This is a genomic window from Paenibacillus allorhizoplanae, assembly GCF_927798215.1.
Lineage (GTDB): Bacteria > Bacillota > Bacilli > Paenibacillales > NBRC-103111 > Paenibacillus_E > Paenibacillus_E allorhizoplanae.
Map to the genome: position 1 here is coordinate 6033 of NZ_CAKMMW010000017.1, position 18220 is coordinate 24252.

Below are 18220 nucleotides of genomic sequence, written 5' to 3' on the forward strand. Positions count from 1 at the left end.
TGCTTAACGATCCATTCTTACTTGTATTTTATATCGCGGCATATTCGTCTCTAATGCCATTTGAGCCTGCGAGCGCAGTTCTTCAACTTGGGCTGCCGTCAAAGCTGCTTGTGGTTTAATTCTCACATTGGCAGAAGGTCCATTGATCGCAATATTGGTCTTCTCGATGCCTGGCAGTTGAGCAAGCACTGCTTTCATGAGATTGGCATCATCATCATAATGATGGTAGGTCGGATTCATCGGATCGTTCGGGTTAACACTTGTGATACCCAACATACCGTCTTGCTTATAATTCTGAACTTTATACGTAGAGTCATCATTCGTTTTCTTATTGTTCCCCGTCCACATGCCACAACCCACTAAACTCGCTATAAGGATAGCAGCTCCTGTAAGCTTAACTAGACCCTTGAACATAAAAACACCTCCCATTGGACTCTAAGCCTAAGCTTAGGATGACCAAGGGAGGTTGTCTTATGCTGATTGGCAATCAAGCAAATGATGCCAATTAGATTCCGTATTTCTTTTTGAACTTGTCGACACGGCCGCCTACATCGATAAACTTTTGTTTACCTGTGTAGAAAGGATGGCAATTGGAGCAAATCTCAACACGAAGATTTGGCTTGATTGAACCCGTTTCGAACACGTTACCACAAGCGCAAGTCACTGTGGTTGCATGATAAGTAGGATGAATTCCTGCTTTCATTTGGTTCACCTCTTTCCGCCCTGAATCATTTGCTGAAACAGAGTTAATGGACGTACTATTGCATTGTAGCATATTCGCAAGTCCAGATGCAATGGAAAATCGATCGGGTAATACTTCCACCGAGATGGTTTATAACACCGTTGTGAGCGTACGATCACTCGTGTAAAACTTCGGTGTATGGGAGTAAGAACCAATGACAACATCCGGCAATTCTTGCTCAAAAATCTCGATCATTTGCTTCATACCTAGTAGCTCTCCCTGAGCCTTAGGGATAATGCTTAGATAGCTCTCAGGGTCAATATTCAGGTTGCGCAATTGAATCAATTTCAATCCCGTTCTGCGAACAAATTCGATCATCGCTTCAATCTCTTCTTCCCGATCGGTAACACCAGGGAATACGAGATAGTTGATCGATGTGATAACCCCTTTATCGGTTGCATAGCGAAGGGACTTTTCGACATTCTTAAGCGTATAGGCTCTTGGCTTGTAATAGGCGTTGTAGTGATCATCAAGAGCGCTGATCGTACTTACACGCATCAGATCAAGACCTGCATCGACAATGCCGCGAATATGGTCTGTAAGGCCCGCATTCGTATTGATATTGATGTAGCCCATCTTCGTTTGCTCACGCACCCGCTTAATGGCATCAATAATAATGACGGCCTGCGTGCTTGGTTCCCCTTCACAGCCTTGCCCGAAGGAAATAATGCTCTCCGGTGTACGCAGATGTTCCAACATGATCTCCGTAATTTCTTCGACCTTCGGCTTAAAGTTCATCCGCGTCTGCGGAGCAACAAAACCGCTCTCGTCTGGCTGCTCCGAGATACATCCGAAGCATCCTGCATTACAGGAGTAGGAAACAGGGACAGCCCCTTCCCAGCGTTGTAGGAACGTGTTCGAAGCGGTCAAGCACTCGTAGCCTAGTGCACAATTCGACAAATGGGCATACAAGCGATTCTCCGGGTACTTGGCGACTAGCCGTTTGACTTCAACCTCAAGCTCATCCGGATCGCAATGAATCGGATTCCAGAAGTACGGGTTGTCGGTCAGACGCGCGGCTACGTAGAAGCCGTCTTCTTTCCACACGACAGCGGTATAACCGAACAAAGGCAACGCCTTCGTCTTATCGGATTTCACATACCCTGGGAGAAGCAGTCGTGTGAAGCCTTGTGGAAGCAACGCTCCCACCGCGTGATAATCACCCTCTACCAGCTTCATTTCACCTGTTGCCGCATCAATGCCAACAGGACGCGTGAAGGGTAGACTCACGAGTGTTGAACCCTCAGGCAGAGGGATCAGTTCTTCATCTAATATTTCGGTGATCATTTCTGCATTTCGCCCAAGCGCGAAATAATCAGGATGATCGAATACATTTCCTTGTGAATCTGAATAAACCAAGTTCATAACGGTACTCCTCTTTGTACGTTAAAGTAAACGACCACGCAAACTTTCTTACTAAGTGTCGTTTAACTAAAGCTTAGGATGCTGAGTTTTTGACTTTGCCTTTATGCTGCTGGGATGACGCTCCCGCCCCCGGCGAGGCCAGTGAGTCCAAAAACTCTTGATTCGTCTTCGTATCCGCAAGCTTCTTAATAAAGGCTTCGGTATATTCATGTGAATCATTCATGCCTTTACGAAGTGCCCATACTTTCTCGAGCTCATCTTTGCTGAGCAATGCTTCCTCGCGGCGAGTCCCTGAACGACGAATGTCAATAGCAGGGAAGATACGGCGCTCCGCCATTTTGCGATCAAGATGAAGTTCCAGATTGCCTGTCCCTTTAAATTCTTCATAAATGACGTCATCCATACGTGAACCTGTTTCGACAAGTGCTGTAGCAAGAATAGTTAAGCTGCCGCCTTCTTCAATGTTACGAGCAGCTCCAAAAAAACGCTTAGGACGGTGGAAAGCAGCGGGATCAACACCACCGGACAACGTCCGGCCTGAAGGCGGTACTACGAGGTTATACGCTCTTGCTAAGCGCGTAATACTATCGAGTAGGATAACGACATCTTTCTTATGTTCAACTAAACGCATAGCCCGTTCTAGGACAAGCTCGGCGACTTTAATATGATTCTCCGGAAGCTCATCGAAAGTTGACGCCACGACTTCACCTTTGACCGAACGCTGCATATCCGTAACTTCCTCAGGACGCTCGTCAATCAACAGAACAAATAGCTCAATCTCGGGATAATTCGTAGAAATACTGTTTGCGATTTCTTTGAGCAACAATGTTTTACCCGCTTTAGGAGGTGCCACAACAAGTCCACGCTGACCTAATCCGACAGGGGCAAGCAAATCCATAATCCGCATTGAAATCTTGGTAGGCTCGGTTTCAAGAGTAATCCGAGTATCCGGATATAACGGTGTTAATGCGGGGAAATGCAAGCGTTCTGCAGCCGTTTCAGGCTTCTCGCCATTAACTGCTTCGACTTGGAGAAGTCCGTAGTAACGCTCATTTTCCTTAGGCGGTCGACATTTCCCAGATACAATATCACCTGAGCGCAAATCAAATTTGCGAATTTGAGAGGCTGAAATATAGATATCCTCTGAGCTAGGAAGGTAATTAATTGGACGCAAGAATCCAAATCCTTCCTGCAAAATTTCCAGAACACCTTGCATGAACAAGAATCCACTCTCTGCTGCTTGTGCACGTAAAATGGCAAAAATGAGTTCTCTTTTCTTCAACGTACCGTAATAGGGAATCTGATGTTTCTTGGCTAGTTTATATAATTCAGTAAGCTTGAGTACTTCAAGCTCAGCAAGCTGCATGCTCATGTTTCAACCACCAAACTATTAAATTTTCAATTGGATTCTAGCATTGCCTGTTGTCTGGTACTTTATTCCTCGTTCTCACGCCAAACTTCGGCTCCTAGGGAAGATAGATTGAATACTAAATTCTCGTATCCACGATCAATGAACTCTACACCCGACACTTCCGTAATACCGCCTGTCATAACACTGAGGCCAGCAATTACCAAAGCTGCTCCAGCGCGCAAATCTGTCGCTCTTACTTTGGCTGAGCTCAGTTGCGAGCCTTCAATAATGGCCGAACGTCCCTCAACTCTTATCTTAGCACCCATGCGCACAAGCTCTGGAATATGCTTAAATCGATTGCTATAAACATGATCTGTTAATACACTAACACCTTTTGCTTGGCACAGCAGGCTAGACATTGGTGATTGCAAATCCGTTGCAAACCCAGGGTAAATTAATGCTTTCACATCTACGCTTTCGTAGATAGGCTGACCTACGATGCGAATGGATTCATCCATCTCATAAACATGAACACCCATTTCTTGCAGCTTCGCTGTCAAAGCTTCTAAATGCTTCGGTATTACATTATCTACGGTAACATCGCCGCGCGTCGCCGCTGCAGCAATCATATACGTTCCCGCTTGAATACGGTCTGGGATAATGGAATGACGGCAGCCGTGAAGCTCAGACACCCCTTCGATCCGAATTGTATCCGTACCCGCACCTTTAATTTTCGCACCCATGGAGTTCAAAAGTGTTGCTACATCTATAATTTCAGGCTCTTTCGCCGCATTTTCAATCGTAGTTAACCCTTTGGCACGTGAAGCTGCCAGCATAATATTGATCGTAGCTCCCACACTCGCCATATCCAAATAAATCTTAGCGCCGCGCAGTTCCTTTGCACGAATATGAAGTGCTCCGTTTTCGTTGCTCACTACAGCACCTAACGCTTCAAAGCCTTTGATATGCAAATCAATCGGACGCGGTTCAAAATTACAACCGCCCGGAAGACCGATCGTCGCTTCACCGAATCTACCTAAAAGTGCACCCATCAAATAATACGAAGCGCGCAGCTTCTTTACTTTGCCATTTGGCATCGCAAGAGGCTTCATTTGACTAGGATCAATCGTCATCCGATCTTCATTCCAATCAATAGTTGCGCCTAAATCTGTTAAAATTTCTGTATATATAGCCACATCGCTAAGATGCGGAAGGTTATCCAACGTTACTGATGTTTCTGCAAGTACTGCGGCAGGAATAAGTGCAATGGCACTATTTTTTGCTCCACTAATTTGAACAGTTCCCCGTAGTGGGCGTCCACCGACCACCATTAATTTCTCCAACATACTTCTCCCCCTAAACCAGGTGCCTTCTCACTAACGACAATAACGTCAACCAACAAATCCGACTAAATCACACAACTATTCGACGAAAATCCACAAAATAAGGAAGTAAATGATGAATGCGAGGTAAAATACAACAAATAGAAGAAGGAAACGCCCGCAATGACACAGACAGACGGCAACGATTGTCGACCATCCATCTGTGTATTACTGCATTTCCTATCCTGTCTATACAATTTGGAATTAAGCTTGGTTGCTGCTTCCGAACAATTGAATTTTGGATTTTACTACTTCGATCATAGCGCTACGAGCTGGGGTTAGATATTTACGAGGATCATAAATTTTAGCATCTTTATTCAGAGCTGCGCGGATGCTTTCTGTGCATGCCACTTGGTTCTCTGTATTCACGTTGATTTTGCCAACGCCTGCTGCAATTGATTTACGGATCATTTCGTCTGGAACGCCGGATCCGCCGTGCAATACAACTGGAACTGGGATCGCTTTGGAAACTGCTTCAATAATATCAAAGTGAATGTTAGGCTCGCCTGCGTACATACCATGTGCAGTACCTACTGCGATTGCCAAACAATCCACGCCTGTTTCTTCGTAGAAACGAATCGCTTCTTCTGGTTTTGCAAGGTTAGCGTGCTCTTCATCAACGGAAATGTCATCCTCAACGCCACCGATTGTTCCAAGCTCACCCTCAACGGATACGCCCATAGCACGAGCAGCTTTAACAACTTCTTTTGTCAAACGAATGTTTTCTTCGAAAGAATAGTGGGAACCATCGAACATAACGGAGCTGAATCCTGCACGGATACATTTCATTGCTACTTCAAACGAACTACCATGGTCTAAGTGCAATGCGATCGGAAGACCGGATTTCTTAGCTGCTGCTTCTGCAATAGCTACTGTAAACTCAATGCCCATATATTTCAGTGCGCCTTCGCTAACACCATAAATGAACGGGGAGTTCAGTTCGATTGCTGCTTCCACAATCGCTTGAGCAAACTCAAGATTGTTCATGTTAAATTGACCAACCGCGTATTTCCCTGCTTTTGCCTTAGGTAAAAATTCATTCATTGAAACCAATGCCATGTTTCTCTTCCTCCTAGAACCTCTTTAGTAGATGCGCATACCGCTCTCTGTTCATACCTGAGTTATTATAGCACATAACTTTTCAAATGATAACCAAGCCTTCATTTTTCCAAAACAAAAAAAGACCCTATGACTAGGATCCTACTGCGAAACCACTGCTGGATTCATTATTTAATTGCATATTCACAGCCAAGCGCAGCTCATCAATATCAAATGGCTTCGTAAAATGCATGATCGCACCTAAATCGGTCGCTTCTTTGATCATATCTAGCTCACCATAAGCCGTCATCATGATGACTTTGATTGAAACATCAATTTCTTTCACATGCTTCAAAATATCAAGTCCGTCCATACCAGGAATCTTCATGTCCAGTAGTATGAGATCAGGCGAAACATTTCTCACGATTTCCAAGGCCAACTTGCCATTGGAGGCTTGATAGGTATCGTACCCTTCGTTACTGAACACTTCCATGAGGAGTACACGAATTCCATTTTGATCATCCACTACCAACACTTTTTTCTTCATCAGCCAAGTCCCCTCCCGAAAACGAATAACAAGTTCCAAACCTATAAGTCAAGATATTCGCTATTCATTTTCGTATTCCTTCCGAGGAGAGCATTTATTTTGAAAAGTTTTACATAAAAGTTGATTATCAGGAGAGAGATTCCTGCATCCACAACGAGAAATTTTAACGAGCGATTAATTGTGCAGCTTTCACGAATTCACGGAAAAGTGGCTGTGGACGGTTCGGACGGGACGTAAATTCCGGGTGGAATTGTACAGCCAAGAACCAAGGGTGGCCAGGAAGCTCAACCATTTCAACCAGACGCCCATCTGGTGATGTACCAGAAATACGCAGACCAGCAGATTCAACCAATTCGCGGTATTCATTATTAAATTCGTACCGGTGACGATGTCTTTCGTAAACTAACTCATCATTATACGTAGTCGCAGCAAGTGAACCAGGCGTTAATTTACAAGGGTATAGACCTAAACGCATCGTTCCGCCTAGATTCTCAATATCCTTCTGCTCTGGCAATAGATCAATTACTGGATATGCTGTTGTTGGATTAATCTCGGAACTATTCGCACCGTCCAATCCACAAACAGAACGTGCGTATTCGATAACAGCGACCTGCATCCCCAAACAAATACCAAAGAACGGAATTTCTTTCTCACGCGCATAACGAATTGCAGCTACTTTCCCTTCAATCCCGCGATCACCAAATCCACCTGGTACAAGGATACCTTGCACACCAGAAAGCAGTGAATGCACATTATGATCGTAGATATCTTCTGCATTGACCCAACGGATATCAATCTCAGAGTCATTGTCGATACCTGCGTGTCCAAGTGCTTCAACAATACTAAGATAAGCATCATGAAGCGCTACGTACTTCCCTACGATGGCGATCTCGGTCTTCTTCGTCAAGGATTTCACCTTGCGAACAAGACTTTCCCATTCTGTCATATCGGGTTGATTCGTTGAAAGCTTCAAGTGATTCACGACATAATCATCAAGACCTTGCTCACGAAGCATCATCGGTACTTCATACAACGTCTCCGCATCTTTACATTCAATAACAGCAGCTGGATCGATATCACAGAACAAAGCGAGCTTACGCTTCATATCTTCTGTCAAAGAATGTTCCGTACGACAAACAATCACATGCGGTTGGATACCAAGGCCGCGCAGTTCTTTAACGCTATGTTGCGTTGGTTTTGTTTTGACTTCACCAGCAGCTTTGATATAAGGAATCAACGTAACGTGAATGTACATGACATTCTCGCGGCCGATATCATTTTTCATTTGACGAATCGCTTCTAGGAATGGCAAGCTCTCGATATCCCCGACAGTACCACCAATTTCAGTGATAACCACATCGGACCCAGCTTCACGACCTGCGCGAATAACACGTTCTTTAATTTCATTCGTAATGTGAGGGATAACCTGTACAGTTCCGCCTAGGTATTCGCCTCTGCGCTCTTTGGTAATAACAGAGGAATACACTTTTCCTGATGTCACGTTCGAGCTTTTGGACAAGTTAATGTCGATAAAACGCTCATAATGACCCAAATCCAAATCCGTTTCTGCACCATCATCGGTTACGAAAACTTCCCCATGCTGGTAAGGACTCATGGTTCCTGGGTCTACGTTGATGTAAGGATCGAACTTCTGGATCGTAACTTTCAAACCTCTGTTCTTGAGCAGTCTTCCTAAGGAAGCTGCGGTAATTCCTTTGCCAAGGGATGAAACTACGCCTCCCGTAACGAAAATGTATTTTGTCACTATGTACGCCTCCTTATAGTTGTAAGCATCCGCTTTAGATTTTCGCCAGGCTACTGGCATCGTTATAACATGAAGATAAGTGTAAAAAGGTGCTAGAAAACTGGCTTCATCAGCACAAGCTCTTGGGTGTCGCCAGAACATAGGTGTAATAGCATTAGCTTCTGCTAAATAAGTGTTTTCATGAACAAATCACAAAAAAAAAAGCGCAAAAAAACAAAAAAAGTGACACCCGTAGTGACGGGGCACTTTTTGAACGCATGCGCGAATTGATAAGATTCTTTTAAAGCCCATGCAATAGTTTACTCTGAACGTATAGGGACTGTCAAGACAAGTTATTTGTCGTCGTCTTCGTCTTCTTCATCCAAATCTTCTTCATCCTCATCGGAATCCAAATCATCTACGTCATCCTCAGTATCATCGCTCTCTTCAATACCCGCTTCGCCGAGATCCTCTTCGATTTCTTCATCTTCGAAGAATTCAGTATCCTCTTCCGCTTCTTCTTCCTCTTCGGTTTCGGTACCAAATGCATCATATTCGTCTTCTTCTGCGTATGTATCTTCTTCTTCCGCATAGACGTCTTCATCCAGATCATCATCTTCATCGTTGATAATTCTAGGACGCTTCGCGTTCCCAACCGCATCGTCGGACTTCTCAACTGGATACCAACGCTTCAAGCCCCATAGGTTCGTACCTACACAAGCAAAACGACCATCGATGTTGATTTCCGTATATAGTTGGGCAATTACATTCATGACATTATCTTCAGAAAGCCCTTTTATTTTAGCAATTTCAGCCATAAGTTCTCGGTAGTAAAACGGCGTATTCGCCGACTTCAGCAATTCGAACGCCAAATCCACCATGGGCATTTCGCGTGCTTGCTCTGTGGTGATTTTGAGTGTGTATTCGCTGCTCATCTAAGGCACATCCTTTTCGATCATTTCTTGACTACGTTATCTACCATAACCAATATCTTCATTAAGTAAAACCTATTTTTTCTAAAATTGCAACTACCCTAAAATAAACGTCTATTCCGGCCGGCTTGGATGGATGCGTTTATCCAAAAATATAGCTGAATTCGTATGTAAAACATCTAAATTCTATATTTCACAATAAACGGCTGCCTAGTATCTAAAAACACCCCATAAAAAGGAATACAGGCGAAGGTCCCCCTCCGCCTGCGACTGTACCCAAAGGAACCGCTTGCTGATGAACAGCAGTCGTTTCCACTACCTGAGAAAGAGACACTCCTGCCCGCGCCTCTCTATGTATCCTATGTTGAACCTACGCATCTGACACGGCCCTGCACCCATTTATTTCTATAAGTACGTGTTAAAAAGTCTGGTTTTCAGCACCTAGAAGATTGAAAGAGGCTAGGAAATGTGGAGCTGAGCGGAGTGGATGCTACGTGAGCACCGGAATTCCCGGCTGAATCCAATATTCGATGTCGAATACGCATCTTGGACTACTTCGTGATCAAAATTGGACTTTTTGACAACCTCTATAAAGGCGATGACACGGTCAAGTACGATGACCTGTACATAAGATAGGGGAGATAATGATTATATGCTGTAACGGGGGGATGGCACGATGGATACAGCCACCTTTCTTCATCTGCTTCATGAAGATCTAGGTCTTACTAAACAACCAGCTAGAAAGCACCTTATCCATTTCACCTCAAAGACAGATTACTTTGCCTGCAAATCAGAGCTCCTACGCTTGACGTCTGAACACCCCAGACTATCCCTGGTTCTGCCTCTAGACATTATCTACGCCTTTTCTTGTACATTGTGTCCGGATACAAAACTCAGAAGCTTTTCAAGCACCACACGTATCGAAGCGGATACGAAATTAATTATAAATAAACTTAAAGGTAGAAAGACTGTACCGAAACGAGCTACTATTCTATCCAACTCACGTACACGCACCATTCCTTGGGGAGTTGATCAAATCGGTGCTCCTGAGATCTGGAGTAAATCTGTCGGAAAAAATATTCACATCGGCGTCATCGATACTGGTATCGACTATAAGCACCCTGATTTGCAAAACTCGATCTCCCATGGCATCAACTTATTAAATCGCAGGCTCATGCCCCATGATGATAACGGACATGGCACACACATCGCGGGCACCATCGCGGCAACAGGCCGTAATTCCGGTATTATTGGTGTAGCTCCCCGAGCGATTATTCATCCCGTTAAAGCTTTTGATCAAAATGGAAGCGCCTATGTATCTGATATTATCGCCGGTATAGATTGGTGCGTCCAAAACGACCTTGATATTATTAATATGAGTTTTGGTATGAAGACGTACAATCCTGCTCTGGAGCAAGCGGTTTTGAACGCTTACTACCGAGGGAAGGTTATTGTAGCCTCCTCTGGTAATGATGGCCGGAAGAAAACTATTGATTACCCTGCTCGGTTTCCCCACGTTGTCTCCGTAGGCGCCACAACACGAACAGGGCGGATTGCCCCCTTCAGCAATCGCGGAGCACAAATCGACATCTATGCGCCTGGTGAGCGCGTGTATTCGGCTTGGATCGGCGGCAAATATAACGAGCTCAGCGGCACGTCGATGGCGACGGCGCATGTAAGCGGCGTTATCGCCTTAATGCTTGCCATGCGCGCCATGTCGCCGCAGCAGATCAAAAACGCGCTGCGCCGCTGCGCGTTCCCGCTGAGCAAGCGCCCGAACGCCCGGTGGCAGCCCGGGCAATTGAATGCCCAGCGGGCGATCCGCGCGGCAGGGCAAGAATAGCTGGCGCTGCCGCAGCGCCCAGCCAGTTCAAGCGCAGAGCGTACCTCCTGCGCTTAGAAAAAGAAGAAGCTCCCCTAGTGACCAACGGTCAAGGGGAGCTTCTTCTGGCTGAGCGGGTGTTACATCCGCTCAGGGGCCGATACGCCAACCATGCGAAGCGTGTTGGCTAGGGTGGTGCGCAGCGCGCCGAGCAGGGCGAGGCGTGCTTGGGTCAAGGCTGCGTCATCTGTGATGACGTAGTGGCCTCTATAGTAGCTATGGAACTGGCTTGCCAGTTCGTACACATAGCGGATCAAGCGGTGCGGCGCGTACTGCTCAGCCGCAATGGCGATCTCTTCCGGAAGCTCGCCGATCTTGCGCAGCAAGTCGAACTCGGCTTCCGATGCAAGCTGGGACAGGTCCACCTGTTCCAGCGGGAGCACCGCGATATTCTGCTCTTCCGCTTGGCGGAAGATGCTGCAAATCCGTGCGTGGGCATATTGCACATAGAACACGGGGTTTTCATTGGACTGGGAAACGGCCAAGTCCATGTCAAAATCCAAATGCGAGTCCATACTCCGCATAGCGAAGAAATAACGAATCGGGTCCACGCCGACTTCGTCCATCAAGTCTTCCATCGTAACGGCTTTACCGGTACGTTTGGACATTTTGACCTTTTCGCCATTCTGGAATAGGCTCACCATTTGGGCGATCAGCACGACAAGACGGTCTGCTTCAAAACCAAGAGCTGTCATAGCCGCCTTCATCCGCGGAATGTAGCCATGGTGATCAGCGCCCCAAATATTAATTAAGCGGTCGTAGCCGCGTCCGAATTTATTACGGTGATAAGCGATATCTGGCGTAAGGTAGGTGAAGGATCCGTCGTTCTTAATCAGAACACGGTTCTTGTCATCCCCAAGCGGCGTCGTATTCAACCACGTCGCGCCCTCTTCTTCATAGATATGTCCATTATCCCGTAATTCTTGAAGCACAGGCGGGATAAGGTTGTCTTCATAGATGGACGTCTCGGAGAACCAATGGTCAAAATGAACACCAAAGCGGCCTAAGTCGCGTTTGATTTTATCAAGCTCTTTCTCAAGTCCGTACGTACGGAAATAAGCACGACGCTCTTCATCCGACAAGCTCAGTAGTCGGTCGCCTTCTGTAGCTGCAAGTTCCGTTGCAAAGCCTTTGATATCTTCACCAAAATAGCCATCCTCTGGCATTTCCGCTTCTTGACCAAGCGCTTGTAGATAACGTGCTTCAATGGATTTTGCCAAATTGACGACTTGATTACCCGCATCATTGATGTAGTATTCACGAGATACGTTGTAGCCAGCAAGATCCAGTACGTTACATAGCACGTCGCCTACGGCTGCGCCACGGGCATGTCCAAGATGCAAGGAGCCCGTTGGGTTCGCACTAACGAACTCCACTTGTACTTTAAGCCCTTGACCCACGTTCGATTCCCCATAGCGATTACCGAGCTTTGCAACATCAGCAATCACCGGGTAGAGGTAGACATTATCCATTTTAAAATTAATAAAGCCTGGACCCGCGATTTCCGCTTCGGAGATATTAGCTGCGTCTTTGTTCAAGTTCGCAATGATCTTCTCCGCGATCTGTCTTGGGTTTACCTTCGCAATACGCGTCAGTTGCATCGCTACATTCGTCGCGAAATCGCCATGTGTCTTCTCTTTCGGCACTTCCAGAATGATTTCTGGCAACTGCTCTTCGGAGACGATACCCGCCGCTAGAACGGCCTCTTTAATTGCTTGCTTCACTTTCGCTTTCACTTCGTTAAGAACATCCATTTGTCTTACTCCTCCTGAATTAACAACTTGATTCGATAGGCTCCTGTATGTGTGCCTGATGCATATAAATCATAGCTCCACCTCGTAATACCGATCCCATGGATGGCCTCCGAAGTCAGCTTGTGCGTCTCAATTTCCAGTTCCATTCGGAGCTGTGGTGTGTGATAAAAGCCTGTCCGCTTCTCTCCAGGAACGAAGGTTTGCTCCGCCTGTACATCCCCTTGGCGAATAATACGGATCTGATTGTCTTCGAGCTTAATGATCGTCACGGTCCGTCCAAGCTCGTTCGGCTCTTCTTCATAGCGGATATAGGTATGATCGCCTTTGCGATAAAGATCCCCGCGCGCCTTCTGCACCGTGGTCTCACTCCCGCTTCGACTCTCGATTCGAATCCGCACCCGCTGCTTGTCCGTCATGATTCGATAATCCCCTCTTCTTCTGTTGCTACGAATGGCAACTCGTGTCACAACGTAGGCATGTTAGCTAATAGTTTATATGAAAGGATAAGTAAATTCAATGCATGAGGGGGATTGAACGGCTAGAAGACGAGCTCGTGATTGTGAGAAGATGAAAAAAGCCTCCTGATCCGTTAGGAAACGGACTTGGAGGCTCATGTATTATAACGTTGGAACTGGTCTACCGATAGCTGCCCACTGCTCTTTGGCAGGTCCATAGGCGCCGATAACTGAAAGTCCTGCCTGACGCATCAGAATCGTCAACTGACCACGATGGTGAATTTCATGCTTCAAGAAGCTGTATAGTGTTGTGCCGATCGTCCAAGGCATCCCGAACATCGTAACAACATCCTGCAGATTTTCGTCTGTCCATTGCGTGCGGACCGCGTTAAGTATGTTCTGCGTCGTTGTCCGATACGCTTCTGCAATGACTGCTGCCTCTGCAGGAGGTGCACTCATAGCTGGCGGCGATTCGAACTTCAGCCCTGTTCCGTACAGCATACCGCGCTCCGCGTGAACCAGATGCCACGCAATATATCCAAGTGGACGGTAACCTTCAGCTTGAATTTGGTTTAGGGATTCATCTGTTAATGTATCCAGCAGCTGCTGCGTTGTAGCCGATTCCATTTGGTATTCTTGGATGAAGCTTTCGATTGTTGTAAACATATATAAAACCTCCTAGGGGTAGTGGTGGTACAGGCTCGCTTGTACTTGGTGCTAGTGCTCGTTCTAGCGCTCGTGCGATTCATGTCCTGTCCTTATGTTTACAGTATAGCTAGGTGCTACTGACAGCTGTATGGCAGTGATTGAAATTTCTTTAGGGGAGAATTGTTACTTTAAGGAACGAAAGAGAGTTAAGTTAAGTTAAGTTAAGTTAAGTTAAGTTAAGTTGAGTTGAGTTGGAGGAGCGCAGAGGGATGAAGGGGAACTTCTCTACGTTATTTGGCTCAAGAGCAGAAGCATGTTGAGGTTGAGGTTTTCGCTGGGTGGTCGGGCCCTTAACCAACACGCCAAAAAGGAAGCCAACAAATTGGCTCCCTCTTCTGTTCAAAACCTATTTATCCGCGATACCGCAGCTTATTTAATCAAATCTTCAACGAATCTAGGCAACACGAACGCCGCTTTATGCAAGCGTGGTGTGTAGTATTTCGTCGGGAATTCAGGGATTGCTGATTCTTCTACTTGAAGCGGATCGTGCTTTTTGCTACCCATTGTGAATGTCCACAAACCGCTTGGGTATGTAGGGATATTCGCACTGTACACACGAACGATCGGGAAAATTTCTTTCACATCGCGATTTACGGTTTGGATCAAATCTGCTTTGAACCATGGGTTATCGGTTTGAGCCACGAAGATTCCGTCTTCTTTTAACGCATCGAAGATGCCTTGGTAGAAGCCTTTGGAGAACAGCTCAACAGCTGGGCCTACAGGCTCTGTGGAATCAACCATGATGACATCGTAGGTGTTTTTGTGATCGTGGATGTGCATGTAACCATCGTTAACGATAACTTCAACGCGCGGGTTGTCCAATTCGCCAGCGATCGTTGGCAGGTATTTCTTGGAGTACTCGATAACTTTGCCATCGATATCAACAAGAACGGCTTTCTTCACTTTCGGGTGCTTCATGATTTCACGAATAACGCCGCCATCGCCGCCGCCTACTACGAGTACGTACTCTGGGTTCGGGTGAGTAACGAGCGCTGGGTGAGCAACCATTTCGTGATAAACGAATTCGTCTCTCACTGTTGTCATAACCATGCCGTCTAGTGTAAGCATTGTGCCCCACTCTTCGGTTTCAATCATGGAAAGATCTTGGAAATCCGTTTGCTCTCTGACGTAAGTCTCCGTGACTTTCGCTGTAATACCGAAGCTATCGGTTTGTTTCTCTGTGTACCATAATTCCATATGTAACCCTTCTTTCGCTTCTCTATTTGGATGAATAATTCCAGACATTCGTTATCACTAACAGTGTTCCACCAGTTGGAAAAGTCATACGAGTTTGAGTTGTATTTCCCAGTCCTCTCACACGCACAAATTGTATTATAGTTCATTACCCCCAAAATGCAATATTTTCCTCAATCTTTTGGCCAATTAACAAAAAATATTTACAATTCGTTGAATACGGACTGCCATGCTTTTCCATACTGGGTAGTAGCGCCTTTGGGCAAGGAGAAAGGAGGCAAGCGAAGCATGTCCGACAATGAGAATACGAATGAGAAGCCACGCCAACAAACACCAGAAACACAATCGGCCAGACGGAAAGATGAGATTCCTGCTTCCATGCGGTGGATGAGACGAATCAAGAAGACCTTTTCGTTCTTCTTTACCTGCAGCCTATTGATGCTCATCGGGGCCGCTGCCTTTCTAGTTTATTTGCGCTCCCAAACACTTCCCGTCACCAAAACGATGCAAACCTCCCAGATGTATGATGTACACGGCGAGGTAATTGATACCTTTTATTCAGGGGAAAATCGGCAAGTGGTTTCATTAAATGACATCTCACCTTACTTAATACATGCAACGCTCGCCGTGGAGGATCAACATTTCTACGATCATTTCGGCGTGGATATTAAAGCGGTAGCACGCGCAGCCATTGTGAATGTTCAAGCGATGGCCAAGGTGCAAGGAGCCGGCACGATCACGCAGCAGTTAGCTCGTAATTTATACTTAACTCATGATCGTACGTGGACCCGTAAAATCAAAGAAACCGTGTACGCCATTCAAATGGAAATGCAGCTCAGTAAAGATGATATCCTTGCTGATTATTTGAATCAAATCTATTATGGGCATTCAACCTACGGCATTGAGACTGCGTCTGAGCTTTTCTTCGGCAAGCATGCCAGTGAGTTAACCTTAGCAGAGAGCGCAATGATCGCTGGGGTGCCGAAAGGACCGCGTTACTATTCCCCTTATTATGATTTGCAAAATGCGATGGATCGGCAAAAGGTCGTTCTCCAGACGATGGTGAACAGCGGCTTTATTACGCAAAGCGCTGCTGACGCTGCAGGCAAGGAAAAGCTAACGATTCTGCCGTTAACGAAAAAGAAGCCTTCCGCTGCCCCTTATTTCAGGGATTATGTACGTAACCTAGCGACGGAAAAGCTCGGCATCTCCGAAGAACAATTCGATGAAGGCGGCATTCGCATCTATACCACGCTGGATAAAAATGCACAGCAAATTGCGGAGAATGTCATCACGAAGCAGCTTGAAGGCAAGCCCGAGTTGCAAGCCGCCTTGGTCGCTGTAGACCCGCGCACGGGTGAAATCAAAGCCATGGTTGGCGGACGCGACTACGCGGAAAATCAGTTCAACCGCGTGCTGTCGAATACGCGACAGCCAGGGTCTTCTTTTAAACCATTCGTGTATATGGTCGCACTCATGAATGGCTTCACCCCAGTCTCCATGGTCAAGAGTGAACCGACTGTATTCACCTATGATGAAGGGCGCCAGCAATATACGCCAAGAAATTTCAATGACCAGTATACTAATGGGAATATTGATATGCGGCAGGCGATTTCTAAGTCAGATAATATCTATGCGGTGCACACGATTCTCGAGGTGGGTCCACAGAAGGTCATAGACTTCGCACGTAAGCTCGGGGTTGCTTCGCCAATGAAGCCGCTGCCTTCCTTAGCGCTAGGTTCCTTCCCCGTGAGTCCGCTGGAAATGGCTTCGGCCTTCGCCTCTATTGCGAATCAGGGTGTGCATCATGAAACGACCGCGATATTGCGAATCGAGGATGCCAATGGGCGAGTCTTATATGAAGCAACACCTAAGGAGGAGCAAGTAATACCACCTGCTGTTGCCTATGTGATGACGAATCTCATGGAAAGCGTGTTCGAAGAGGGCGGAACGGGGAACCGTGTAGCCAGTACGATCAAGCGGCCAATTGCCGGCAAAACGGGTACAACGGATACGGATGCCTGGCTCGTCGGCTTCACGCCGGAGCTTTCCACTGCAGTCTGGGTGGGCTATGACAAGAGCCGCAATATCACAACAGTGGAATCCCATCTCGCTTCACCGATCTTCGCGGATTTCACCGAACAAACCTTGGATGCGATTCCTCCAAAGCTGTTCCCGATCCCTGAAGGTGTGACGACGGTTTACATTGATCCGCTAAGCGGCAAATTGTCTAATGAGGACTGTCCGAATGCCAAAATGGAGGCTTTCCTTACGGGCACTGAACCCACAACATATTGTACAGGCAAACCTGCTAATCCAGATGCGGCAGGCGGTCAAAAAGCCGGTTCCAAAGGCGATAACGGCTCTTGGTGGAACGATCTAAAACGCTGGTGGAACGACTAACTTTCCACTAAATAAAAACACAAAAAGGCAGTACTAAGCGCGTCTTAGTCCTGCCTTTTTGCTGTCCTAGTATATGAGGTAACATACACTAGGGTATAGTATACCCGCTTCGACATTGCGGAACAATGGATGACACATAATGTTCATATTCTCCATATTCGCCGCTTAAAGCTTAGGAGAGTGCGTCCTTGAGGCTTTGATCCGAGCGGTTCCACCAGTCTTCATTGTGCGCAATCAGGCAGTTCCGAAGGGCTGTTCGCTCACTGTCAGACAAGCCCTCTAGGATGAATTTACGTTTCATTGCGCCGTCCATTTTGTTCACGTGCTCCGCAAGAATCTTCCATCCGCGGCGCGCTTCGGTATCGACTAGCATTTCGCAAGCGGACATCCCCGCATAGTACGCGCCCTCTTCTGTCCGATCAACCGCTACCCACACGATCCATGCTTTACGGCCATTCGGGACATCCTCCTTGTTCGTGGAGAACTTAATCCCTTTCTCGATCTTACTCTTCGCATGAAGAGTTCCTTCATCCAAATACGCTTCATCCCCATCAATAATGATACCGGAGACGTTACTTAGATCAATGGCTCCTGCACCGAAGCCTTTGTGATTCACTTTCGAGCTTACTATATTTAAGGCCAGCTTCTTCTTATCCGCTTCCATAAGGGCACCTTCCACTCTACATTAGGTTAAAATGACGACATGCTTTCATTGTAGCGAAA

The 18220-nt window shown here is 46.4% G+C and carries 16 protein-coding genes; 2 read left to right on the forward strand and 14 right to left on the reverse strand.

The annotated features are described in order from the left end of the window. Positions 1 to 3: 3 nt before the first annotated feature. The 9 genes from L6I86_RS23555 to rpoE form a co-directional block, all read right to left on the reverse strand. The gene (locus L6I86_RS23555) at positions 4 to 414 is read right to left on the reverse strand and encodes a hypothetical protein (protein WP_236290871.1); all 411 of its coding nucleotides are present in this window, start codon (positions 412 to 414) and stop codon (positions 4 to 6) included. 91 nt (positions 415 to 505) lie between these two features. Then, positions 506 to 703 (reverse strand): 50S ribosomal protein L31, encoded by a 198-nt coding sequence (rpmE, locus tag L6I86_RS23560; protein WP_056621960.1) that lies wholly within the window; start codon positions 701 to 703, stop codon positions 506 to 508. A gap of 129 nt (positions 704 to 832) precedes the next feature. After that, complete coding sequence (locus tag L6I86_RS23565; RefSeq protein WP_173120850.1) at positions 833 to 2107, reverse strand: radical SAM family protein; 1275 nt, start codon at positions 2105 to 2107, stop codon at positions 833 to 835. 73 nt (positions 2108 to 2180) lie between these two features. Further along, positions 2181 to 3479: a transcription termination factor Rho gene (gene rho / locus L6I86_RS23570; protein WP_056621965.1), complete on the reverse strand. Its 1299-nt coding sequence runs from the start codon at positions 3477 to 3479 to the stop codon at positions 2181 to 2183. Between the two features lie 62 nt (positions 3480 to 3541). Continuing rightward, positions 3542 to 4801 (reverse strand): UDP-N-acetylglucosamine 1-carboxyvinyltransferase, encoded by a 1260-nt coding sequence (locus tag L6I86_RS23575; protein ID WP_236291001.1) that lies wholly within the window; start codon positions 4799 to 4801, stop codon positions 3542 to 3544. A gap of 243 nt (positions 4802 to 5044) precedes the next feature. Next, entirely contained in the window at positions 5045 to 5899 is an 855-nt protein-coding gene (gene fba, locus L6I86_RS23580; protein ID WP_056621967.1) for a class II fructose-1,6-bisphosphate aldolase, read from the reverse strand. A 133-nt stretch (positions 5900 to 6032) separates the two neighbouring features. After that, positions 6033 to 6425 (reverse strand): response regulator, encoded by a 393-nt coding sequence (locus L6I86_RS23585; RefSeq protein ID WP_056621969.1) that lies wholly within the window; start codon positions 6423 to 6425, stop codon positions 6033 to 6035. Positions 6426 to 6588: 163 nt separating this feature from the next. Beyond that, positions 6589 to 8190 (reverse strand): CTP synthase, encoded by a 1602-nt coding sequence (locus L6I86_RS23590; protein ID WP_056621971.1) that lies wholly within the window; start codon positions 8188 to 8190, stop codon positions 6589 to 6591. 332 nt (positions 8191 to 8522) lie between these two features. Beyond that, positions 8523 to 9104, reverse strand: a complete 582-nt coding sequence (gene rpoE / locus L6I86_RS23595; protein WP_236290872.1) for a DNA-directed RNA polymerase subunit delta — start codon at positions 9102 to 9104, stop codon at positions 8523 to 8525. A gap of 673 nt (positions 9105 to 9777) precedes the next feature. Here rpoE and L6I86_RS23600 point away from each other — a divergent pair. Continuing rightward, positions 9778 to 10944, forward strand: a complete 1167-nt coding sequence (locus L6I86_RS23600; protein WP_236290873.1) for a S8 family peptidase — start codon at positions 9778 to 9780, stop codon at positions 10942 to 10944. Between the two features lie 119 nt (positions 10945 to 11063). Here the strand turns inward: L6I86_RS23600 and argS are convergent, their stop codons facing one another. The 4 genes from argS to speE all read right to left on the reverse strand — a co-directional run bounded on the left by argS (position 11064) and on the right by speE (position 15097). After that, complete coding sequence (gene argS, locus L6I86_RS23605; RefSeq protein WP_236290874.1) at positions 11064 to 12737, reverse strand: arginine--tRNA ligase; 1674 nt, start codon at positions 12735 to 12737, stop codon at positions 11064 to 11066. Between the two features lie 5 nt (positions 12738 to 12742). After that, complete coding sequence (locus L6I86_RS23610) at positions 12743 to 13153, reverse strand: YwiB family protein (RefSeq protein ID WP_056621981.1); 411 nt, start codon at positions 13151 to 13153, stop codon at positions 12743 to 12745. A gap of 201 nt (positions 13154 to 13354) precedes the next feature. Further along, the gene (locus tag L6I86_RS23615; protein ID WP_236290875.1) at positions 13355 to 13858 is read right to left on the reverse strand and encodes a DinB family protein; all 504 of its coding nucleotides are present in this window, start codon (positions 13856 to 13858) and stop codon (positions 13355 to 13357) included. Positions 13859 to 14269: 411 nt separating this feature from the next. After that, positions 14270 to 15097, reverse strand: a complete 828-nt coding sequence (gene speE / locus L6I86_RS23620; protein WP_173120834.1) for a polyamine aminopropyltransferase — start codon at positions 15095 to 15097, stop codon at positions 14270 to 14272. A gap of 285 nt (positions 15098 to 15382) precedes the next feature. Here speE and L6I86_RS23625 point away from each other — a divergent pair, with 285 nt between their 5' ends. Further along, positions 15383 to 17497: a transglycosylase domain-containing protein gene (locus tag L6I86_RS23625; protein WP_236290876.1), complete on the forward strand. Its 2115-nt coding sequence runs from the start codon at positions 15383 to 15385 to the stop codon at positions 17495 to 17497. Between the two features lie 172 nt (positions 17498 to 17669). Here L6I86_RS23625 and L6I86_RS23630 read toward each other — a convergent pair whose 3' ends face one another. Continuing rightward, positions 17670 to 18161, reverse strand: coding sequence for a YwhD family protein (locus L6I86_RS23630; protein WP_056621992.1), 492 nt, complete (start codon positions 18159 to 18161; stop codon positions 17670 to 17672). Positions 18162 to 18220: the final 59 nt, after the last annotated feature.

Coding starts and splice junctions, on each gene's coding strand:
- L6I86_RS23625 (WP_236290876.1), top strand. CDS start 15,383: ATGTCCGACAATGAGAATACGAATGAGAAGCCACGCCAACAAACACCA.
- rho (WP_056621965.1), bottom strand. CDS start 3,479: ATGAGCATGCAGCTTGCTGAGCTTGAAGTACTCAAGCTTACTGAATTA.
- speE (WP_173120834.1), bottom strand. CDS start 15,097: ATGGAATTATGGTACACAGAGAAACAAACCGATAGCTTCGGTATTACA.
- L6I86_RS23555 (WP_236290871.1), bottom strand. CDS start 414: ATGTTCAAGGGTCTAGTTAAGCTTACAGGAGCTGCTATCCTTATAGCG.
- L6I86_RS23610 (WP_056621981.1), bottom strand. CDS start 13,153: ATGACGGACAAGCAGCGGGTGCGGATTCGAATCGAGAGTCGAAGCGGG.
- argS (WP_236290874.1), bottom strand. CDS start 12,737: ATGGATGTTCTTAACGAAGTGAAAGCGAAAGTGAAGCAAGCAATTAAA.
- fba (WP_056621967.1), bottom strand. CDS start 5,899: ATGGCATTGGTTTCAATGAATGAATTTTTACCTAAGGCAAAAGCAGGG.
- rpoE (WP_236290872.1), bottom strand. CDS start 9,104: ATGAGCAGCGAATACACACTCAAAATCACCACAGAGCAAGCACGCGAA.
- L6I86_RS23615 (WP_236290875.1), bottom strand. CDS start 13,858: ATGTTTACAACAATCGAAAGCTTCATCCAAGAATACCAAATGGAATCG.
- L6I86_RS23600 (WP_236290873.1), top strand. CDS start 9,778: ATGGATACAGCCACCTTTCTTCATCTGCTTCATGAAGATCTAGGTCTT.
- rpmE (WP_056621960.1), bottom strand. CDS start 703: ATGAAAGCAGGAATTCATCCTACTTATCATGCAACCACAGTGACTTGC.
- L6I86_RS23565 (WP_173120850.1), bottom strand. CDS start 2,107: ATGAACTTGGTTTATTCAGATTCACAAGGAAATGTATTCGATCATCCT.
- L6I86_RS23585 (WP_056621969.1), bottom strand. CDS start 6,425: ATGAAGAAAAAAGTGTTGGTAGTGGATGATCAAAATGGAATTCGTGTA.
- L6I86_RS23630 (WP_056621992.1), bottom strand. CDS start 18,161: ATGGAAGCGGATAAGAAGAAGCTGGCCTTAAATATAGTAAGCTCGAAA.